General features: G+C 66.2%; 17 protein-coding genes, 1 tRNA gene and 1 pseudogene. 12 read left to right on the forward strand and 7 right to left on the reverse strand.

Features of this window, described 5'->3' with window-relative positions:
• Positions 1–349: 349 nt before the first annotated feature.
• From OXF11_03290 to OXF11_03310, 5 genes are all read left to right on the forward strand, one after another.
• Positions 350–1,483, forward strand: a complete 1,134-nt coding sequence (locus OXF11_03290; protein MCY4486126.1) for an amidohydrolase family protein — start codon at positions 350–352, stop codon at positions 1,481–1,483.
• A gap of 213 nt (positions 1,484–1,696) precedes the next feature.
• On the forward strand, positions 1,697–1,999 hold the full coding sequence (locus OXF11_03295) for a type II toxin-antitoxin system HigB family toxin (GenBank protein ID MCY4486127.1): 303 nt from the start codon (positions 1,697–1,699) through the stop codon (positions 1,997–1,999).
• A 9-nt stretch (positions 2,000–2,008) separates the two neighbouring features.
• On the forward strand, positions 2,009–2,410 hold the full coding sequence (locus OXF11_03300; GenBank protein ID MCY4486128.1) for a transcriptional regulator: 402 nt from the start codon (positions 2,009–2,011) through the stop codon (positions 2,408–2,410).
• Positions 2,411–2,607: 197 nt separating this feature from the next.
• On the forward strand, positions 2,608–3,621 hold the full coding sequence (locus OXF11_03305) for a TAXI family TRAP transporter solute-binding subunit (protein ID MCY4486129.1): 1,014 nt from the start codon (positions 2,608–2,610) through the stop codon (positions 3,619–3,621).
• Between the two features lie 47 nt (positions 3,622–3,668).
• Positions 3,669–5,588 (forward strand): TRAP transporter fused permease subunit, encoded by a 1,920-nt coding sequence (locus tag OXF11_03310; GenBank protein MCY4486130.1) that lies wholly within the window; start codon positions 3,669–3,671, stop codon positions 5,586–5,588.
• A 6-nt stretch (positions 5,589–5,594) separates the two neighbouring features.
• Here OXF11_03310 and OXF11_03315 read toward each other — a convergent pair whose 3' ends face one another.
• Together OXF11_03315 and OXF11_03320 are read right to left on the reverse strand one after the other, a co-directional pair.
• Complete coding sequence (locus OXF11_03315; GenBank protein ID MCY4486131.1) at positions 5,595–6,320, reverse strand: hypothetical protein; 726 nt, start codon at positions 6,318–6,320, stop codon at positions 5,595–5,597.
• Positions 6,321–6,468: 148 nt separating this feature from the next.
• A complete protein-coding gene (locus tag OXF11_03320) occupies positions 6,469–8,760 on the reverse strand; it encodes a tetratricopeptide repeat protein (protein ID MCY4486132.1) in 2,292 nt (763 codons plus the stop codon).
• Positions 8,761–8,934: 174 nt separating this feature from the next.
• Here OXF11_03320 and OXF11_03325 point away from each other — a divergent pair, with 174 nt between their 5' ends.
• On the forward strand, positions 8,935–9,807 hold the full coding sequence (locus OXF11_03325) for a DMT family transporter (GenBank protein ID MCY4486133.1): 873 nt from the start codon (positions 8,935–8,937) through the stop codon (positions 9,805–9,807).
• Positions 9,808–9,839: 32 nt separating this feature from the next.
• Here the strand turns inward: OXF11_03325 and OXF11_03330 are convergent, their stop codons facing one another.
• Entirely contained in the window at positions 9,840–10,541 is a 702-nt protein-coding gene (locus OXF11_03330) for a hypothetical protein (GenBank protein ID MCY4486134.1), read from the reverse strand.
• Positions 10,542–10,885: 344 nt separating this feature from the next.
• On the opposite strand from OXF11_03330, the gene OXF11_03335 reads away from it, so the two are divergent.
• The 4 genes and pseudogenes from OXF11_03335 to OXF11_03350 all read left to right on the forward strand — a co-directional run bounded on the left by OXF11_03335 (position 10,886) and on the right by OXF11_03350 (position 15,007).
• Positions 10,886–13,108, forward strand: coding sequence for a xanthine dehydrogenase family protein molybdopterin-binding subunit (locus OXF11_03335; GenBank protein MCY4486135.1), 2,223 nt, complete (start codon positions 10,886–10,888; stop codon positions 13,106–13,108).
• A 141-nt stretch (positions 13,109–13,249) separates the two neighbouring features.
• Positions 13,250–13,465: pseudogene (locus tag OXF11_03340) on the forward strand (YfhL family 4Fe-4S dicluster ferredoxin).
• Between the two features lie 653 nt (positions 13,466–14,118).
• Positions 14,119–14,583, forward strand: a complete 465-nt coding sequence (locus OXF11_03345) for a hypothetical protein (protein ID MCY4486136.1) — start codon at positions 14,119–14,121, stop codon at positions 14,581–14,583.
• Positions 14,584–14,650: 67 nt separating this feature from the next.
• The gene (locus OXF11_03350; GenBank protein MCY4486137.1) at positions 14,651–15,007 is read left to right on the forward strand and encodes a hypothetical protein; all 357 of its coding nucleotides are present in this window, start codon (positions 14,651–14,653) and stop codon (positions 15,005–15,007) included.
• A gap of 32 nt (positions 15,008–15,039) precedes the next feature.
• Here OXF11_03350 and OXF11_03355 read toward each other — a convergent pair whose 3' ends face one another.
• From OXF11_03355 to OXF11_03370, 4 genes are all read right to left on the reverse strand, one after another.
• Positions 15,040–15,921 (reverse strand): tRNA (adenine-N1)-methyltransferase, encoded by an 882-nt coding sequence (locus OXF11_03355; protein ID MCY4486138.1) that lies wholly within the window; start codon positions 15,919–15,921, stop codon positions 15,040–15,042.
• Positions 15,918–17,102: an MFS transporter gene (locus OXF11_03360; protein ID MCY4486139.1), complete on the reverse strand. Its 1,185-nt coding sequence runs from the start codon at positions 17,100–17,102 to the stop codon at positions 15,918–15,920. Before OXF11_03360 ends, OXF11_03355 begins: the two co-directional genes overlap by 4 nt.
• A gap of 91 nt (positions 17,103–17,193) precedes the next feature.
• Positions 17,194–17,286: transfer RNA gene (locus OXF11_03365), tRNA-Ser, on the reverse strand.
• A gap of 114 nt (positions 17,287–17,400) precedes the next feature.
• Complete coding sequence (locus OXF11_03370) at positions 17,401–18,387, reverse strand: SDR family NAD(P)-dependent oxidoreductase (GenBank protein MCY4486140.1); 987 nt, start codon at positions 18,385–18,387, stop codon at positions 17,401–17,403.
• Between the two features lie 111 nt (positions 18,388–18,498).
• On the opposite strand from OXF11_03370, the gene dtd reads away from it, so the two are divergent.
• Positions 18,499–18,969, forward strand: a complete 471-nt coding sequence (gene dtd / locus OXF11_03375) for a D-aminoacyl-tRNA deacylase (GenBank protein MCY4486141.1) — start codon at positions 18,499–18,501, stop codon at positions 18,967–18,969.
• A complete protein-coding gene (locus OXF11_03380) occupies positions 18,966–19,418 on the forward strand; it encodes a tRNA (cytidine(34)-2'-O)-methyltransferase (GenBank protein ID MCY4486142.1) in 453 nt (150 codons plus the stop codon). Before dtd ends, OXF11_03380 begins: the two co-directional genes overlap by 4 nt.
• The last annotated feature ends 64 nt before the right edge of the window (positions 19,419–19,482 follow it).

Consider the following 19,482-nt stretch of genomic DNA (forward strand, 5'->3'; position numbering starts at 1 on the left):
CAGCTTCGTGCCCGTTTAGGGTCTCGCCTATCGACTCACTCCGGCCAGTGAGGAATTACCCCCACTTTTGGATATGACGCCCCTTACCCGAGCGCCAGTGGGACTTGAACCCACCCGATCTGAACGCTGCCCAGCACACACAATGCCCTGATCCGCCGGCTGGTGAGCTTCGAGCACGAGTTGGAGCGGCGCCGGTTCTCCGCGGCGCAACGTTTCGACCAGGGCCGGTAGCGCACGCTTCTTGCCTGTGTCATCGCAACTGTATAGGGTCACGAATGATGAACGCCCTGGTGGGCCAAAACTGGCACGGGAAACGGATAAAACGAACGCCTGAAAAGGGGGAACCGTCATGGAAGAAGCCATCATCTCGGCAGATTCGCATGTGATCGAGGTCCCGGACCTCTGGGAGAAGGGGTTGCCGTCGTCTCTGAGGGACCGGGCGCCCAAGGCCTATTTCGACGAAGGGCGTGACGCCTGGATGTTCGGAGGTCCGGACGTGATCCCGCAGGCCGTGGGCGGGCTCTTCATGGCGGGACAGCGGCCGGAGCAGGTGGAGGAATTCCGCCGCGCCGGCTTCTCGGTGGCGCGGCCCGGGGGCTGGGACCCGGTGGAACGCGTCAAGGACATGGCCATCGACGGCGTGTCCGGCGAGGTGCTCTACCCGAGCCTGGGACTCGGGTTCTTCTGCGTCGACGACGCGAAGCTCCAGGAAGGCCTGTTCCGCACCTACAACGACTGGCTCATCGAATACTGCAAGGGCGCACCGGACCGGCTGTTCGGCGTCGGCCTGATCTCGGCCTTCGACATGGACCACGCCCTCGCCGAGATGGAACGCTGCAAGAAGGAAGGGATGGTCGGCACCCTGATCTGGCAGGTGCCCCACAAGGACCTGCCGTTCACCTCGGACCACTACGAGCGGTTCTGGGCGGCGTCCCAGGATCTGGAAATGCCGGTGCACCTGCACATCCTCACCGGCTTCGGCGACAGCATGCACCGCCAGACGGCCACGGGCATGAAGCGCTACCGCATCGGCGTCGAGCAGACCCGGGAGATCGAGGACGCGCTGTTCGACATCATCTTCTCCGGCGTGCTCGAGCGCTACCCCAGGCTCAAGATCGTCTCGGTGGAGAACGAAATCGGCTGGATCCCCTTCTGGCTGGGCCAGTGCGACAAGAACTTCCGGCGCCACCGCCACGCCCATCCCCTGCAAATCGACAAGCCGCCCAGCGAATACTTCGCCCGGCAGGTCTACGCCACCTTCTTCAACGACCACATCGGCGGGCGGCTGTTCTCCTGGTTCGGCGCGGACAACTGCATGTGGTCCAACGACTACCCGCACCAGAACTCGACTTGGCCCCACTCGCAAGACGTCATCGCCCGGGACCTGGGCCCGCTCGACGCCGGCGACCGCGCGAAGCTGCTGAACACCAACGTGGCGAGGCTGTACAACCTTAACGTGTCGCCGCTGCAGAACGCGGCCTGAGTGTGCCCGAAATCAGATCTGACGTCACCCCGGGCTTGACTCCGGATCAAGTCCGGGGTGACGGAACTGATCCGCTACCGCCTGCTCCAGACACTGATCTCCGCCACCAGTTCCAACCACCGTTCCACCACCGTCTGCTTCTCCGATGGTGAAAGGAGGTCGAGCGAGGCAGCCCGTTTGATCCCAATATGGGATCATGTTAGCGTTCTCGTCATGAGGATCATCGCGGTGGCGACGCTGAAGTCCTTCCTCGACGCCGACCCCGCACGCGCCGATGCCCGCCAGCCGGTGATGGCGTGGTACCGTCAGGTCAAGGCTGCTGACTGGAGCAGCCCCACAGACGTCAAACGAGAGATTCGTAACGCCAGCATCCTCAAGGACGGCCGGGCAGTGTTCAACATCGCCGGCAACAAGTACCGCATCGTAGTGTGGATCAACTACCCCTACCGCGTCGTGTACATTCGGTTCATCGGCAACCATCGGGACTATGACGCCATCGATGCCCAGACGATTTGAGGGTCGACCATGGATATTACACCGATCAAGACCAAGCGGGATTACCGTCGAATGCTGAAGGAAATCGAGCGCCTGATGGCGGCGAAACGCAATACGCCGGAGGGCGATCGTCTCGATGTTCTGGTGACTCTCGTCGAGGCCTGGGAAGCCAAGCACTACCCGCTCGATCTACCGGATCCCGTCGCCGCGATCCGCTACCACATGGACCAGAACGGACTGGCGCCGAAGGATCTGGTTCCCTATATCGGCGGTCGTGGTCGGGTCTACGAGATTCTCAACCGAAAACGCCCGTTGAGCCTGAAGATGGTCTGGCGGCTGCACCAAGGTTTGGGTATTCCTGCGGAATCGTTGATCAAGACCGATTCTCACGTGATGGCCAACGATGCGGCAGGACCAGGTGCCCACGCATGAAGAGTGCCATCCCTTCGGGCGCAGGGTCGTCGGCACCGGCCGGATTTCCGCCTGCCCGATGTCTCACCGACCGGGTCTTGTCCGGCAAAGGCGTCAAGAATTGACACCCCGTTCCCACGGTGTTAGCTAGGGGCCTGCCCGAGGATATCGATGCAGACGTACGGGGTTCAAAATCGGACCGCGCTCAAGGAGGACAAATGAAACGCCTTATACGCGCAAGTCTCATACTGGTGGCGGGACTCTTCTGTTTCGCAGCGCAACTGAACGCCCAGACGGCCCTGTCCCTGGGCACATCCACCGTGGGCGCTCGTTTCCACATTCTCGCCGTGGGCATGGGCGATACCGTGAGCCGGAACTCCAACATCAGCGTGACCGTGGAGCCCATCGGCGGCAGCGACGCCAACGTGCGGGCGCTGACGGCGAAGCGCATCGAGGTGGCGATGCTGAACTCGCTGGCGGGGACCCACGGCTATCACGGCATCGGATCGTTCAAGAAGGACGGCAAGGCGCCGCTGCGGCTGCTGTTCCAGGGCGGTCTCGGGGCCCGCGCCATCGTCGCCCGCGGCGACCGGGGTATCAACACGCCGGCGGACCTCAACGGCAAGACCGTGCAGGGGAAGCGTAAGTCGCTGGCGGACCTCGAAGCCTTCACCCGCGCGATCATGCGGGTCTACGGCATCCCGGAGAACGGCGTGAAGATCCTCCGCCACGGCAATACCAACGAACAGCTCGAATCCCTCAAGCTGGGCGCGGCGGACGCGGCGGTGATGCCCTTCGGCAGCCCGGCGACGGGCTCGCCGCCGATCCGGCGCCTGGCCCAGTCCATCTCTCTCAAGGTCATCCCCATCCCCGCGGACAAGGCGGCGGAGATCCTCAAGGACCCACGGCTTCAGGGATACCGGCAAGCCAAGATCAGCAAGGGCTCCATCAAGGGGCTCGATGCGGACGTGAATTCTCTGGCGGTGGGCACCTTCACCGCCACCCGGGCGGATATAGCGGACGACACTGCCTACACCTTCACCAAGGCGTTCTTCGAAAACCTGAAGCAGTTCCATCCGGTGCACGCCTCGGCGAAGCAGTACACACTCAAGGGAAGCCTGGCCAATCCGACGATCCCGTTTCACCCCGGCGCCATCCGCTACTACAAGGAGATCGGCGCCTGGACGGACGCCCTGACCAAGACGCAGAAGGATCTGCTCGCCAGCCAGTGACCCGCTTCGTGCCGCCTTCGCGCGATTGACGGCGGCCAAGGCACTCCATGGCTGACATCGGATCCCCCGAACCGAGCCCGTCCCAGGACGCCCGCACGTCCTGGGACCGGGTCATCGATCTCCTCGCCTTCCTGACCGCCGTCTACCACCTCATCGTGGTGGGGCGGACCTTCATCTACCTGGGCATCTTCTATCCGACGCCTTACCACCGGGCCGTGAGCCTGACCTTCGCGCTGCTGCTGGCCTATCTCATCCACATGAGGCGGCGCGGCGGGCGCGGCGCGGGCTACTGGGCTGACCTGGGGCTCCTGCTCATGGCCATGGCGCCCCTGGGCTACATCATCTTCTTCTACGAGCACGTCACCGACTACGACGAGTACGGCTTCCTCGACCTCGCCGGCATGGCCCTGGCCTTCTCCCTGGCCATTTCCCTGCTGGTGGCGCTCAAGCGCGCGGTGGGCTGGGTGCTGGTGACCATCGTCTGCCTGTTCCTGGCCGTGGCCCGGTACCAGAACATCCTGCCGGGCCTGCTGTTCGGCAAGGGTTATGCGTGGGACCGGCTGACCTACGCGGTGTACGTGCCCGGCGAGGGCATCTTCGGGGTGCCCCTGGGGGTGGCGTCCACCATCGTCATGGTGTTCCTGATGTTCGCCCACCTGTTGCACAGGGCCGGCGTGGGCGAGTGGTTCAGCGAGCTGGCCATGGCCATCGCGGGCTGGACCCGCGGCGGCGCCGCCAAGACCGCGGTGCTGGCGTCGGCGTTCTTCGGCACCATCTCCGGCTCGCCGTCGGCCAACGCCGCCACCACCGGAGCGGTGACCATCCCGCTCATGATACGGGCCGGCTACCGCCCGGGCTTCGCCGGCGCGGTGGAGGCGGCGTCGTCCGCCGGCGGCCAGATCCTGCCGCCGGTCATGGGCGCCATCGCCTTCGTGATGGCGGACTTCCTGGGCGCGCCCTACTACCAGATCGCGCTGGCGGCCGCCGTGCCCGCTTTCCTCTACTTCGTCATCGTGTTCATGGGGGTGGACTTCGAGGCCGCCCGGCAGGGGTTGGCGGGAATGCCCCGGAGCGAGCTGCCGGCGCTGGGGGCGACCTTCAGGAAGGGATGGTTCTTCCTGCTGCCCATCGGCCTCATGATCTACCTGATGCTGGTGCAGAAGTTCGACCCGGACATGGCCGGTATCTTCAGCCTGCCGCTGCTGGTGGCGGTGAGCTTCCTGTCCAAGGACCGCGACAAACGGCTCTACCCCGAGAAAATCCACGGCGCCCTGGTGTCGGCGGTGAAGGCCTGGATCCCGTTGGCCATCCTCACCGCGGCGGTGGGCATGCTGGTGGCGGCGCTGGGGCTGAGCGGCCTGGGGACGAAGTTCTCCCGCGCGCTGGTGGACCTGAGCGGCGGCAACCTGCCCATCGCGCTGGCTATGGTGGGCGTTGCCAGCCTGATCCTGGGCATGGGCATGGATTCCCTGCCCGCCTACATCACCGTGGCCACGCTGTGCGCGCCCGCGCTGGTGTTGATGGGCGTGCCCGACATCGCCGCGCACCTGTTCGTGGTCTACTGGGGGCTGGCGTCCCACATCACGCCGCCGGTGTGCGTGACCGTGTTCGTCACATGCAGCATCAGCGGCGCCGGGATCTGGGAAACCGGCAAGGACGCCGTGCGTCTTGCCATCGGCAAGTACCTGTTGCCGTTCTCCTTCGCGCTCCACCCCGCGTTGCTGCTGCAGGGGACCGCGGACGCCGTGCTGCTGGCGGCCCTGTCCGCCCTGGTCGGCGCCGTCAGCCTGTCGGCCGGGACCATCGGCTACGGGCTGATCCTGCTCACGTGGCCCGTCCGGTTGGTGCTCATCGCCGGCGGCGTGCTGCTGATCCTGCCGGGCTGGAACATGCTCGGGATGGGATCGGCGCTGGTGGCGGCGGGGTTGCTGATGCAACTACGGGGATGGCGGGCGGCGCGGGCCTGAGACGGCCTATACCATCTCCTCCAAGAGCCGCCCGTACCCCATCACCGACTCGTTGACATGGAGCCGCTTCTGGATGGCCCACACCCGGGCCGGAACGGGGTGCACCACCGGCACCTGCAGGTCCTGTTCCAGCAGCTCGATGATGTCCAGCGTGCGCCAGCCGGAGCCCAGCATGTAGATGGCGTCGGCGCCCTTGTGCTTGAGAAACGCGTTGCGGATATGGGCGTAGACTTCCTGCCCGGCGAGCTTCCCCACTTCCTCGAACTCCACCGGGATGCCTTCCATGGCCAGCACCTCGAACCCCGCCTCCACGAAATACTTGGCGAAGGTGTCGTTGATCTTGCCGGTGAAGTAGGTGACCCCGAGGATCTTCTTGGCCTTGAGCGCCTTGAGCGCCTCGATCTGGGTCTGGCCCGCGGTGACCATGGGCGTCTTGTACTTGCGTTCCCAGGAGCGGATGATGCGGCGCTCGCCCTTGACCCCTTGGAACATGAAGGGCGGCGCCCCTTCCGGGTGGATCAGATCCACCCCGTAGCCGGCGAGTTCGGCGACTCGCTCCTCGTACGCCTTCATGGCCTGCTGGAACTCGTCCGCGGTGCCGCGCTGGAAACCAATGAAGAGTGGGATGATGCCGATGCCCTCCGGCATCATGCGGATGAATTCTTCCAGAGACCCGGGGCGCATGGTGGGCTTGACCACGCCGATTGTGCCGCGCCAACTCGTATATGCCATTCAAGACTCCTTTTCAGGATGAGGGGCCTGCAAGCGCGATGCGCGCGCATCTTTACGCGCGCATCGGTGGGGCAGGACACTAGCCGAAGCGCCGGGGATTTTCAACTTGGGGCCGCGCCCGCCGAGTCCCCGTTTTGCCCTTCCCGCTTCATTCTCCACCCCGGGGGGCGGCGCCGGGCCGATCTTCGGTCCGGCGCCGTTCCTGCATGAGCGCCCGCCGGTTGTTGCGCGCATTCTCGAAATCAGGATCGATGGAGAGCGCCCGGTCAAAGCTCGCCAGGGCCTCGTCGGTCCGGCCCAGGTGGTAGAGCATCGTGCCCACGTTGGAGTGCGCGGCCGGGTCGTCCGGTCGAAGCCCGAGCACTGTCCGGAATGCGTCCAACGCCTCCTCATAACGCTTGTTCCGCGCGTATTGCACCGCCTGCTTGAGCATGGCCTCGGCGTAGCCCCGATCGGCCGCCGCCGCGCGCGCATAGTGTTCGGCGGCGTCGGCGTGGCGCCCCAGCCGCGTCGACGCCTTGGCCGCCAGGACCAGCAACGCCGGCACGTGGGGCAGATCCGGCGCGAGTTCGACGGCGCGCGTCAAGGCGTCGACGGCGGCATCGTAGCGGGAGAGACGGAACAGCACGTCTCCCATGGCCGCGTGAGCCAGAGGAAATTCAGGCCGTACCTTCAGCACCGTCCGATACCACTCGAGGGCTTCCTCGTAGCGTCCCTGCTTGCGGATGGACTCGGCCAGGTTCTGGGCGGCAGCCGGGTCGTGCGGCTCGATCTCACGGACGCGCCGCCAGTGTCGTTCGGCCTCACCGTGACGGCCGAGTCCGCCGAGCGCCACGCCCATGGCCCGGTGCGGGTCGGCCGCGTTGGGCCGTACCCTGCGCCACCTTTCGGCTGCGGCAAGGCCCTCCTCGTGCCGCCCTTGCCGCCTGAACAGCTCGGCGGTGTTTCCAAGGGCACTCTCGTTGTAGGGCGCCAGCTCCAAGGCGCGGCGCAGAGGCGCCTCCGCCTCCTCCGGACGATCAAGAACGATCAGCGCCGCGCCGAGCCCGGCGTGGCAGTCGGCGCAGTCGGGATACTGCGTCACGGCGATGCGCGCGTGCTCCAGCGCCTCCTCCTTGCGCCCGAGCTTGAACAACTCCGCGGCCAGATTTCGGTGAGCATCCCGGGCGCGGTAGTTGTGGGCGATGATGTGACGGTTGAAAACCAGTTCGTCGCTGAATATGCCGGCATGCCGCCAAGTCCGCGTTCCCAGGAGAAGCAGCACCACGGCGAGGGTCAGGAGTGCCGCGACCCGCGCCGGGCGCCGGCCCCAGCGCTCCGCAAGCCACGCCACCCACACCCACGCCGCGCCGGCCGCCACCGCCATGAGCCCGATGCCGGCCAGGTACTGGAAACGGTCGGCAACGAAGGAGAACTGCATGTAGCTGAAGTCCACGAACCCGAGCGTGGGCGACAGGGTGACGGCAAAAAAAGCCGCCCCGGCCAGCGGTCCGCGTCCGATACGGCCGCGCGCGAACCACAGTGCCGCCGCCAACCCGAGGGCCGCTACGAGGTACAGCCAACCCCCTGGGTCGCCGCCGTCGATGTGCCAGAGCGGATAGATGACCGGAAGATCCACCGGCCACGCGAGCTTGCCGGCGTAGAACCACAGCGCCCGGGAAGCGATCAGGACCCGCTCCACCAGCGAGTAGTCCACGAGATCCTCGGCCCACCTCAAGTGGTAGAAGTAGAGGTCCGCCACGGCAATGAGAAAACCCACCGCGAAAAACGGCGCCACGCGCAGCAGGTCCTTGCCGGTGGTGCGTCCTTCCCTCCACCACTGGATGATCAGGAGCGCCACCGGCAAGGTGACGACGATGGACTTGCTCAGCATCCCCAGGGCGAACAGCAGCAGCGCGAGGCCGTAGTCCCAGGGGCGGGACCGTTCCAGGAAACGCAGCCACGCCAGCACCGCCCCCAGGTAGAAGAGCGCGGAGAGCACGTCCTTGCGCTCCATGATCCACGCCACCGACTCCACGTGCAGTGGGTGAACGGCGAACACCGCGGCGGCCAGCGCCGCTCCCGGAACCGCCAACCGCCCGAGGATGCGCCACAGGAACACCGTGTTGGCCGCGTGCAGCACGACGTTGACGATGTGGTAGCCGGCGGGCGCGAGGCCCCAGATCTTGTGTTCCAGCCAGAACGTCGTGTAGACGAGGGGCCAGTAGTGCGCCTCGCGCTCGATGAGCGACGGCGCGAACCAGATGGTGCGTAGGCCGGACCATTCGAGAACCGCTGGAGCCTGGGACCAGATGCGGTCGTCCCAGATCAGACCGCCCCAGAGCATCGCCGGCAGGTAGCAGGCCGACGACACGAGAACGAGAGCCGCCGCGACGACGCCCGCGGCAACCCCTCCCCGCGCTTCCGTGCCGCCGCTCTTCCGCTTCCCCGATCCCTTCACCGCGCTCCCCCGTACGCCGTCCGTTCCATTCCGGCCGGCGCCCTTTCGTTGACAAGCCGACGGAATCCGACTACCAAGGCGTACGTGCCGCCGCGGGCTCCGCCGGTGTCGTGCCCCGGACAGGCGCGTCCCTCGCCGCCGCGCCCGTTCGCGGCACGGCGAAGAACCCGACCCGTGGAAAGTCTGAACATCCCGCTGCTGGCTCTGGGAGCCGCCCTGTGCTTCTCGTCGGGCCAGATCTGCTCCCGGCTTGGGCTCAACCACGGCACGCCCACGGGTGCCATCTCCTTCTCGCTCTTCACCTCCACCGTCATCCTGTTCGCCGCGCTGGGGCCGCTGATCTCCTGGGACGACGCGGCGCCGGCGGGGCTGCTGCTGTTCACCGGAGCGGGCGTGCTGTCGCCCTTCTGCACGCAGATCCTGTTGTTCGTCTCGGCCAACAAGGTGGGCATTTCCGTGGCCTCGCCGCTACGCAACACCACACCCCTCTTCGCCGGACTCGTGGCGGTGCTGATCCTGGGGGAAACCGTGACCGTAGCCATTGCCAGCGGTACGCTGCTGATCATCCTGGGAGCGAGCCTGCTGGGCATGCGGGATTCCGAGGCAGCCATCCCCTACCAGCGGATCTACCTGCTGTTGCCGGTCCTGGCCGCGTTTCTGGGCGGCTTTTCGAGCCCCATGCGCAAGCTCGGTTACAGCATGATCGACTCCGTGCCGCTGGCGATCTGCGTGGTGCAGGGGGGTGCGTTCGTGGCCCTGTTGCTCTACCTGTGGGCCACCGGGAGGCATCGCGAGTTGGTGTTCCGGCGCGAGACGCTCGGATGGTTCGGCCTGTCGGGGCTCCTCAACAGCGTTGCCGTGTCCCTCAACATGACCGCCCTGGAGATGGGCGACGTCGTCGTGGTCTCGCCCCTCATTTCCACGACCCCTCTCTTCACCGTCATCCTGAGCACCGTCTTCCTGCGCTCCTTCGAGCGGGTGACGCTCAAGGTCCTGGTGGGGGCGGCTTCCATATGTCTCGGAGGGGTCGTGCTGACGACGTTCTAGTGTGGTGTCTGCTTAATTCAGGCGTCTCCCACCTATTTGAGCAGCCTTCCGTATCCGGGAAGTGACGCCTTCATGCCCAACCCCTGCAACGCCTCCCAGATCCACGCCTGGGTGTTGGTGATGACGGGCTTGCCCAAGTCCGCTTCCAGCCGTTCGATGACCGACGACACGCGCCACTTGTTGCACGGCATGTAGATGCCGTCCACGTTGGGGCATTCCTCCAGGACGGCGGCGGCGAGATCGTAGCCGGTCTCCGGCGGGAGCTCCCAGATCTCGTCGGTGTTGTCGTAGCCGAGGCCCCGGTTGGCCGCCACCTCGATGTTGTAATGGTCGAGGAAGCGGATGAGGTTCTCGTCCTGGTCGTGGGGAAACGGCGACGCCATCACCACGCGGTAGACGTCCAGTGCCTTGAAGGCGCGCACCACGGCGGTCAGCACCGTCGAAGCCTTGACCGGCGTGATCTCCCGCACCGAATCCAGCACCAGCCGGTCCGAGCCCGGACCCCGGTAGGACAGGAACAGCTCGCCCGTGATCATGAGGAAATCCAGGGGATCCCTGGTGAGGTCGCGGACGACGTCGGCGAAGGCCTCCTCCACCTTGGCGAAGGTCTCGTCCGCGAACGTGGTGACATGGAGCGGCCGGCCCTTTATCTCGATGCCCTCGGGCAGTATGCGGTAGTACTCCTGAACGGTCGGATCGTCCAGATTGGGCGAGATCAGACCCAAAGTCTTCATCAAGTCCTCCATCGAGTGCGCATTGGCCGAACACCCCGCCGCCTCCCTCCCGCGTCTGGCACCGTCCACAAAAAAACCAGCGCATCCTCCCGGCCAAGCCAGGAAGGGGCTGGTTCGTCTCGGTTCGTGTCAGCCAATCATTTCGTTTGCGTCGCGGGCCGCTGCGAACAACGTGGTACCCGCGGTGCCATCAGGCTGTAGGACGCCTACCAGAGCCGACTTTCGCTGTCAAGAATCGTTTGGGATGCCCGTTGCGCTATCGCGGCGGACGCTGGCCTCCCCTCTTCCGGCTTGACTTTGGATTCCCCACCCTTTTGAATCCCTGAGCGGAAACGAGGTGAACCATGGCAAACGGCAGAATCGTAGGCGCCCCGGCGACGCGCGACGAGGGCGAGGACAAGGTATCGGGCCGGGCGCGTTACACCGCGGACATGGCGGTCCCGGGGATGCTCTGGTGCAAGGTACTGCGAAGCCCCATTGCCCACGGACGCATCGTGCGCATCGACGCGGGCAAGGCGCTGGCCGCGCCCGGGGTGCGGGCGGTGGTGATCGGCGCGGACCTGTCAGGGGCGCGCATCGGCAAGAAGCTCGTCGACATGCCGCTTCTCGCGGACGGGGTGGTGCGCTACATCGGCGAGAAGGTCGCGGCCGTCGCCGCGGACAGTGAAGCCGAGGCCGAGGCCGCGACGGCGCTCATCGAGGTCGAGTACGAGGAACTGGAGGCGGTGCTGGATCCGGTGGAAGCCGCGGAGCCGTCCGCGCCGCTGATCCATCCGGAGGTCGCCACCTACCCCGGCCTGCTTCAACCCATGGACGCACCCAGCAACGTGGCCGTCCGGCTCGAGTGGCGCAAGGGCGACGTGGAGGCGGCGTTCCGGGAAGCCGACCTGGTGGTGGAAAACACCTACACCACACCGGCCGTGCACCACGGCTACATCGAACCGCACTGCTGCATCGTGGAAGCCCAGGGAGACGGCGCGGACGTGTGGGCCTCCACCAAGAGCCTCTTCGCCCTGCGCGACCACATGGCCGGCGCCCTGGGCATCCCGGCCGACAGGATCGTCGCCCATCCCGGCTACCTCGGCGGGGACTTCGGCGGCAAGGGCGACGCCAACGACCTCGCCCTCTGCTACGTCCTCTCGAAGAACACCGGGAGGCCGGTCAAGTACATCATGGACTACACCGAGGAATTGATCGCGGGAAACCCGCGCCACGCTTCGGTGACCACCATCCGAACCGGGGTCAAGAAGAACGGGCTCATCGTCGCCCAGCACATGGACCTGCTCTTCGACAGCGGCGCCTACGGCTCGTACCGTCCCCAGGGCTATCTGGTGGGCGCCCACAGCTCCGGCGGCCCCTACAAGATCGCCCACTTCCTGCTGGAAGAGCGCTACGTCTACACCAACAAGGTGCCGTGCGGCTACATGCGCGCGCCGGGCCACCCCCAGGGCTTCTTCGCCAACGAGAGCCAGCTCGACCTGGTGGCGCGCCGGCTGGCCATGGACCCCACGGAACTGCGGCGCATCAACTTCGTGCACGACGGCGACCTCGACCCCACCGGCATACCCGTGGGGCACATCCAGCCGGACGAGACCCTGGACAGTGCGGTCCGGACGTCCAACTACCACGCGCCCAAGCAACCGAACGTCGGCCGCGGCATCGCCCTGGGCCACTGGATGTCCAAGGGCGGCGAATCGTACGTCGACCTCAGGGTGGAAGCCGACGGCGCCGCGACCCTGGGGGCCTCCCTGGTGGACGTCGGCCCCGGCGCCTACACCATGATGCAGCAGGTGGTGGCCCAGGAGCTGGATCTGCCGTTGGAGCAAGTGCGCTTCGAGAGCATGGACACAACCCGCGTGGCCAAGGATACCGGCGTGCGCGGCAGCAGCAGCACCCGGGTCCACGGCAACACGGCCTTCGACGCCGCGGACAGGGCCCGCGCCACGCTGCTGGGCATCGCCGCGGAACGCATGGGCGTGCCCGCCGAGGAGCTCGGGGTCGCCAACGGCGGCATCACGCACCTGCGCTCGGAGCGGCGCATGACCTTCGCCGAGCTGGTCGAAGCCGCGGGCGGCCCGGTGAACGTCACGGGGCACTACGCCAACCCCGCGGACGGCCCGGAGACCTCCATGGTGGCACAGGTGGCCGAGGTGGAGGTGGATCCGGAGACGGGCCAGTTCGCCGTGCGCCGGCTCACCACCGCCCACAACACCGGCACCGTGCTGAATCCCCTGGGCCACCAGGGACAGATTGACGGCGCGGTGGTCATGGGCCTGGGCTTCGCCCGCTGCGAGGACATCGTCACCGACGGCGGCCGGGTGGTCACCGCCAACCTGGGCGACTACAAGCTGCCCAACATCAAGGACATCCCGGCGCTGCGCACCGAGGTGACCGAAGCGCCGGTGGGGAGCGGCCCCTACGGCAGCATGAGCATCGGGGAGACCGCGGTCATTCCCACGGCCGCGGCGGTGGCCAACGCTGTGGAAGACGCCGTGGGCGTGCGCATCACGGACCTCCCGGTGACCGCCGAGAAGGTGTTCGCGGCGCTCCAGGCGAAGCGCGCGTAGGGTACGCCGGCGGGCTCGGTGCCGGCGAAACCTTGACGCGTCCCGCGGCCGCTGTTATCCCGAAAGGACGCTTGGCGGCGTGCCTTTACACGCCTTACAGGGCGCCCGGAACCGGCGGCAACACAGGAGGTCTTCGAGTCCATGGCCACCATGATAACCAGCGAGTGCATCAACTGCGGCGCTTGCGAACCCGAATGTCCCAACGAAGCCATCACCCAGAACGATGAGATCTACGTCATCGATCCGGTCTTGTGCACCGAGTGTGTCGGCTTCCACGACTACGAAGCGTGCGCCGCGGTGTGTCCCGTCGACTGCTGCGTAACCGACCCCAACAACGTAGAGCCCGAAGAAGTGCTCATCGGCCGGGCGCGTGAGATTCACGCCGATACCAACTTCGGCGACGTCTTCGAATCGCGCTTCCGCCCTGGCGCGGGCACCGCCGCCCCGGCCGCCGAGGGGGCGGCCACCGCGGCAGCGGCCGACGCGCCGCCGCAGCCCGCGGCGGCCGCGCCGGCAGCCACGCCCCAACCTGCCGGAGCCCCGGCCGCCGTTTACGCCGACACGTCGCAACCCTCGATCGCGGTGCCGGCCCCGGACGCGTGGCCCGTACCCCTGCACTGCTTCGCGTGCGGCGCCGTCTACGAGGTGGAAACCGGCCGCCTGACCATCGGCAACGTGCTGTTCTGCCCGGAATGCTTCAAGTCGATGGTGGTGAAGGACGACCTCAACTACCTGGTGCGCACTACCGTGCAGCAGTTCCACGACCGGTGGAACGCCGACCTCGCGGCGTTTCTGGAGAGCCGGCAGCGCGAGCTGCAGCAGTTCCAGGAGCGGCGCGCGCGCGAGCTGGCCACGTTCGAGAAGAACCAGAAGAAGCAACTCGACGAATTCGGCAAGCGCTTGGCCAGGCTCACCGAAGACTACCAGGCCCCGGGCAAGCAGATCCCCAAGCGGGCGCTCCTGAGCTGGCGCTCCAAGGCCGCCGGCTAGCATCCGTTCCGCCCTGCAGTTTGGCCGCGGACTTCCACATAGTTTCGCTGACGCTTCACATCGGGCTGGTGGTGGGGCTGTGGCGCGTGCTGCTGCCGGCGTTGCGCCACGAGGCCGGGACGGAGGCCCGAACCGCGTTCCTCGTGCGCGTGCTCCGGGTGTACAACCCGACACAGATCGCCCTGCTCGGGATTCTCACCCTGACCGGAGCCTCCCGGATCACCGACCTCAAGGCGCTGCACGGCACGGCGTACTCCGAAGAGTTCGGCAGCGCGCTGGCCGTCAAGCTGCTGCTGGCCTTCTTCGTCATCATGCTGGGGACCTGGCAGTGCATGGGCATCGCCCACCGTTTCGTCCGGCAAACCGAATCGCCCGAGGGAGTCAGCGCCGAAGGGGTGGATCGGGTGCTGCGCAAGCTGGACCACTCGTCGGTACTGATGCTGGTGTTTCTGGCGGCGACGCTGTGGGTCGGGCTTTCACGATAGCAACGGCCGGCACCCGTCCAGGTTGACAAGGCGGGACAGGAGAGTTATTCCTCACGGATACCAACGCATGACTCCTGCCAAAGACAGCACGGGAAAGCCCGCTTCCAGGGCAAAAAAGGCGGTTCGTAACACGGCAGCGTCCAAGGGTGCGGTCAACGAACCCGACGACGCCGAAGATCAGGAACTCCCGAGCGACGCCGCCGGCCGGCTCAAGATCAAACGGCAATACGAAGACCTCCTGGGCATCCGCATCGAGAAGCTCAAGGGTCGCATCCTCAACCGGGAAAAGATCAACAAGACCATCGAAGGCATCTACTTCATCTGCCTCGAGTGCAAGAAGATCTGCCACAACCTCGACGAAGGTCTCGTACAGGACCCCGACACGCACATCTGCTACTGCGAAGGCTGCCGCAAGAAGAAGTAACCTCTCCCGTCGCCGCCCGACGCCGTCCTCCCCTACTCCGTCCGTTCCGCCGGACCCTGCGGCTCCGACCGTTCCACTTCCACGCGCCGGGCCGTGGTGACGAACCCGGTGTGGGCCACCATGCGGTGCTGGGGCCGGACGCTCATGTCCTTGACATGCCAGTAACGGACCAGGGTCTCCATGGTGTCGACGCACGCGAAGCCGCCGTGGTTTTTCAGGGAATCGACGAACCCCTTCACCTGGAGCACCGTCGGCACGTAGCCCAGAAACACGCCGCCGGGCCGTAGCGCGCGCCACGCCAGGTCGGTTTGGCGCCAGGGCTCCGGCAGATCGAGGAAGATCCGGTCCACGGTGAGGTCCCGGAGGCCGTCGGCCACGTCGGCCACCTCCAGCGTCCACTGGGGCGCCGGGCCGTAGTAGCGGGCCACGTTCCGTTCCGCCGCGCGGGCGTGTTCCTCCCGGTTCTCGAAGGAGAGGACGCGCCCCTCGGGTCCCACCGCCCGCAGCAACGCCAGCGTGAGCGCCCCCGGGCCCACCCCCGCCTCCACCACCGTTGCCCCGGGATAGACGTCCCCCCACATCAGGATCAGGCCCAGGTCCTTGGGATAGATCACCTGCCCCTTGCGCGGCAGGTTCGGGATCAGGCGCTCGAGCGTCGGGCGCAACACCACGAACCGCTCCCGCAGCGAGGACCGCACGCTGAAACCGTCAGGCCGGCCCAAAAGGTCGTCCACCGCGATGGTCCCGCCCCGGATGGAGATGGTCTCGCCGGCACGGAGGGTCTTCAGGTACTCCCGGTCCTTGCGGTCGAAGAGAACGACCGAGTCCCCGTCGCGGAGGGGCTCACCCGTGTTGCGCAAGCCGTTGAACGTGGTCGAGGCGGAAATGGCGTCCTCCCTTGGGTCCCGGGTCATGCTTCGGCAGCCTTCGACTTGGCGGCGACATGCCAGATGGTCACGAGCACGGCCAGGAACAGCATCGGTGTGGCGCCGATATTCACCCAGGTCCAGCCAAGAAAATGGATGACCGCGCCGGATGAAAGCGACCCGATGGCCACCACCGTGTAGATGATCTGGTTCATCATGCCCTGTGTCTTGTTGCGTTCGGACGGGGCGTAGGCGGTCGTCATGAGGGTCGTGGCGGCCGTATACGTAAAGTTCCAACCGACCCCGAGGAGCACCATCGCCAGCCAGAAGTGGAAAACATGGATGTCCACCAGGGCGACGCCGATACAGGCGCCTTGCAAGGCGAGACCCGTGACGATCATCGGAATTTCCCCGAACCGCTTGACCAGCGAGCCGGTGAAGAAGCCGGGCGCGAACATCGACACCGAGTGCGAGGAGATAACCGCGGCCACGGAACCGAAAGCGTGGCCGCCGTGGGCGATCATGGCCACCGGCGTCGCCGTCATCAGAAAGTTCATCACGCTCTGAGCCACCGTCGCGGAAACCGCGGCGACGATGAACACCGGCTGTTTGATGATTTCCAGCAACGGCCGCTGCTCGCCTTCCAGTTGCGCCTTGGTCAGGTTCGGGATGTTGAGGAACATGAGCACCAGCGCCGCCAACAGACCGGTTCCGATCATGAAGAGAAACGCGCCGGCGAAGAGGTGGCTTGTCAGAAGCCCTTTTCCCCAGTTCGCCAGATTGGGGCCCGCGAACCCGGCGAACACACCGCCCGCAAGCACGAAAGAGATCGCCTTGGGACGGAATTCCGTCGAAGCAGCGTCCGCCACCGCGAACCGGTAGAGTTGCGAGAAACTGGAAAACAACCCGTACAGGAAGCCGCCCAGCAAGAGCAGCCAGAAATTCTGGTAGAGGACGGCGGCCGTGCAGGACAAGCCGCTGGCCGAAGCCAGGACGGTGCCGCAGAGAAAACCGGTCTTGCGTCCGAACCGGCGCGTGAACAGCGACGTCGGCATGGCGGCGAGGGCGGCGCCGACCACGATCAGCCCGGTCGGCAAGGTGACAAGCGCCGGATGCGGCGCGATCAGCAGTGCCACGGCCGGGGATGTCACCATGAAGAGGCCGCGCCCCGTGCCGGACAGCATTTGACAGGTGCCGAGAACAAGGACGTTTCGATGGTCGGTCTTCATGGCTCTCCCCGCGGCCGGGAACGCCGTCGTCGCCGGCGGGTCACAAGCCAAAAACCTGGCCGAATGTTGCTTGCGACATCACTGATTTGAGTGGCGGAGAGGAGGGGATTCGAACCCCTGGTACCCTTTTGGGGTACACACGATTTCCAGTCGTGCACCTTAAGCCGGACTCGGTCACCTCTCCGTTGGGCGTGGAGGATCGGGCGATCCACCCTGAAGTTTGTAGCATTAAGGCGAGGAATTGGCGACTCTCGGGCCTGCTCGGACCGCACAGAACCGGCTGGAGGCGCCCCTCCCGTCACGTGGCGATGTCCCTGGCCCAATCCCGGTTGCGGCGGTACCAGTCCACGAGCGAGCCGACGCCGGCGGCGAAATCCGTTTCGGGTTGCCAGCCCAGCAAGCGCCGGGCCTTGGAGATGTCCGCCCAGGTGGCGTCTACGTCCGCGGGGTGGCGGTCCTGGTACCGGACGGTCGCAGTTTGGCCGAGGAGACGCTCGATCAGTTGGAGAGCGTCGTTGAGTACTATGGGACGGTCGGAGCCGAGATTGATGATCTCGTAGCCCGGTGCGGCCGTTATCGCCGCCAGGACGCCCCGGGCGACATCGTCGACGTAGGTGAAATCGCGCTGCTGGGTGCCGTCGCCGAAGACCGTGACCTCCCGCCCTTCGCTGATCCACTGGACGAAGCGGAAGAGGCTCATGTCCGGCCGGCCGGCCGGGCCGTAGACGGTGAAGAAGCGCAGCACGGTGACGTCGATGCCGTAAAGAGCATGATACGTGTGCGCCATGACCTCCGCGGCCTTCTTGGACGCGGCGTACGGCGACAGCGGGCGGTCGGTGGCGGCGTCCTCCCGAAAGGGACGCGGGTTGTCGCCGCAGTAGAGGCTCGACGTGGAGGCGAGGATGAACTTCCCGATCTGCCGCGTCCGGCACAGCTCCAGCAGGTTCAGGGTTCCCGCGACGTTGGTGGAAACATAGACCCAAGGGTCGTCGACCGACGCGCGCACCCCGGCACGGGCGGCCAGATTGATCACCGCCCTCACCGGCCCGGATGTTGCCACCGCCTGCGTCAGGGCCGGCAACGCCCCGCGGTCGCTGATGTCCGCGCGAATGAAGTAAAAGCCCGGTCGCGCCCGGATCCGCTCCAGGCGCCATTCCTTGAGGCGCACGTCGTAGGCGGGATTGAGGTCGTCGACCGCGATGACGGCGTCACCGCGATCGAGCAGCAACTCGCACACTTTCCAGCCGATGAAGCCGCATGCTCCCGTGACGAGAATGGTACTCATGGAACAGGTTTCCGGGTCTCCGCGAACCGAGGACGCTTGAACAATCGTCCGGCTGTTGTTAGTCGGAACGGTGTTCGGAAGTCAACGGGAAACGGCCACCACACGCACCACATGAGGATCCTGCTACAACGCGTCGAACGGGCCAACGTGAGCGTCGACGGCGAGACGGTTGCGGCCATTGGACCCGGCCTCTGCGTGTTCCTCGGGGTCGGCAAGGGCGATTCCGAGGACGACGGCGCGTTCCTGGCCGACAAGCTGCTGAACCTTCGGATTTTTCCCGACGGCGCCGGCCGCTTCGACCGTTCCGTCCTGGACACCGAGGGCGAAATCCTGGTGGTGTCCCAGTTCACCCTGTACGGCGACTGCCGCAAGGGGCGGCGCCCTTCCCTTACGGCCGCGGCCGCGCCGGAGGAGGCGGACCGGCTGTACCGGGACTTCGTGGACCGGCTGGCGCGCGTTGTCGGGCCGCGGGTCTCCACCGGGACCTTCCAGGCACACATGAAGGTGTCGCTGGTGAACGACGGACCCGTGACGTTCCTGATCGACAGCGCCGCGCTCAGGAAAGAGGGTTGGAAAACATGAACGTCGTGCTCTTCGAACCCGAAATCCCGCCCAACACGGGCTCGGTGGCGCGCCTGTGCGCCGCCACCCGCAGTCCCCTGCACCTGATCGAGCCGCTCGGGTTCCAGCTCGACGACAAATACCTCAAGCGTGCCGGTCTGGACTACTGGCCGCACGTGGACCTTCGGGTGCACGGTTCCTGGCGGGAATTTCTCGACCGCCACGGTGACCGGCGGCTGCATTTCTTCTCTAAAAAAGCGGAGTTATCCTATGTCGCGGCGCGGTTCGAGGAAGACGATTTTCTCGTATTCGGACCCGAGACCCGTGGCCTGCCGGAGGACCTCCTCGACGCCAACGCGGGGCGCAGCTACGTCATCCCCATGATGAGCCCGGCGGTGCGGAGCCTGAACCTGGCCAACGCGGTTTCCATCGTGCTCTACGAGGGGCTGCGTCAACTCGGACGGCTGTAACGGCGGTCGCCGGGCCACACTCGCGAAATATTTCCGGCCCTGCACGGCAGAGAACAGGCCGGAC

Source organism: Deltaproteobacteria bacterium, from assembly GCA_026712905.1.
Classification (GTDB): Bacteria; Desulfobacterota; Binatia; order UBA9968; family JAJDTQ01; genus JAJDTQ01.

Bases quoted from the DNA above. Each gene is read 5' to 3' on its own strand.
- OXF11_03290 (MCY4486126.1), top strand. From the start codon at position 350: ATGGAAGAAGCCATCATCTCGGCAGATTCGCATGTGATCGAGGTCCCG.
- OXF11_03295 (MCY4486127.1), top strand. From the start codon at position 1,697: ATGAGGATCATCGCGGTGGCGACGCTGAAGTCCTTCCTCGACGCCGAC.
- OXF11_03300 (MCY4486128.1), top strand. From the start codon at position 2,009: ATGGATATTACACCGATCAAGACCAAGCGGGATTACCGTCGAATGCTG.
- OXF11_03305 (MCY4486129.1), top strand. From the start codon at position 2,608: ATGAAACGCCTTATACGCGCAAGTCTCATACTGGTGGCGGGACTCTTC.
- OXF11_03310 (MCY4486130.1), top strand. From the start codon at position 3,669: ATGGCTGACATCGGATCCCCCGAACCGAGCCCGTCCCAGGACGCCCGC.
- OXF11_03315 (MCY4486131.1), bottom strand. From the start codon at position 6,320: ATGGCATATACGAGTTGGCGCGGCACAATCGGCGTGGTCAAGCCCACC.
- OXF11_03330 (MCY4486134.1), bottom strand. From the start codon at position 10,541: ATGAAGACTTTGGGTCTGATCTCGCCCAATCTGGACGATCCGACCGTT.
- OXF11_03335 (MCY4486135.1), top strand. From the start codon at position 10,886: ATGGCAAACGGCAGAATCGTAGGCGCCCCGGCGACGCGCGACGAGGGC.
- OXF11_03350 (MCY4486137.1), top strand. From the start codon at position 14,651: ATGACTCCTGCCAAAGACAGCACGGGAAAGCCCGCTTCCAGGGCAAAA.
- OXF11_03355 (MCY4486138.1), bottom strand. From the start codon at position 15,921: ATGACCCGGGACCCAAGGGAGGACGCCATTTCCGCCTCGACCACGTTC.
- OXF11_03360 (MCY4486139.1), bottom strand. From the start codon at position 17,102: ATGAAGACCGACCATCGAAACGTCCTTGTTCTCGGCACCTGTCAAATG.
- OXF11_03370 (MCY4486140.1), bottom strand. From the start codon at position 18,387: ATGAGTACCATTCTCGTCACGGGAGCATGCGGCTTCATCGGCTGGAAA.
- dtd (MCY4486141.1), top strand. From the start codon at position 18,499: ATGAGGATCCTGCTACAACGCGTCGAACGGGCCAACGTGAGCGTCGAC.
- OXF11_03380 (MCY4486142.1), top strand. From the start codon at position 18,966: ATGAACGTCGTGCTCTTCGAACCCGAAATCCCGCCCAACACGGGCTCG.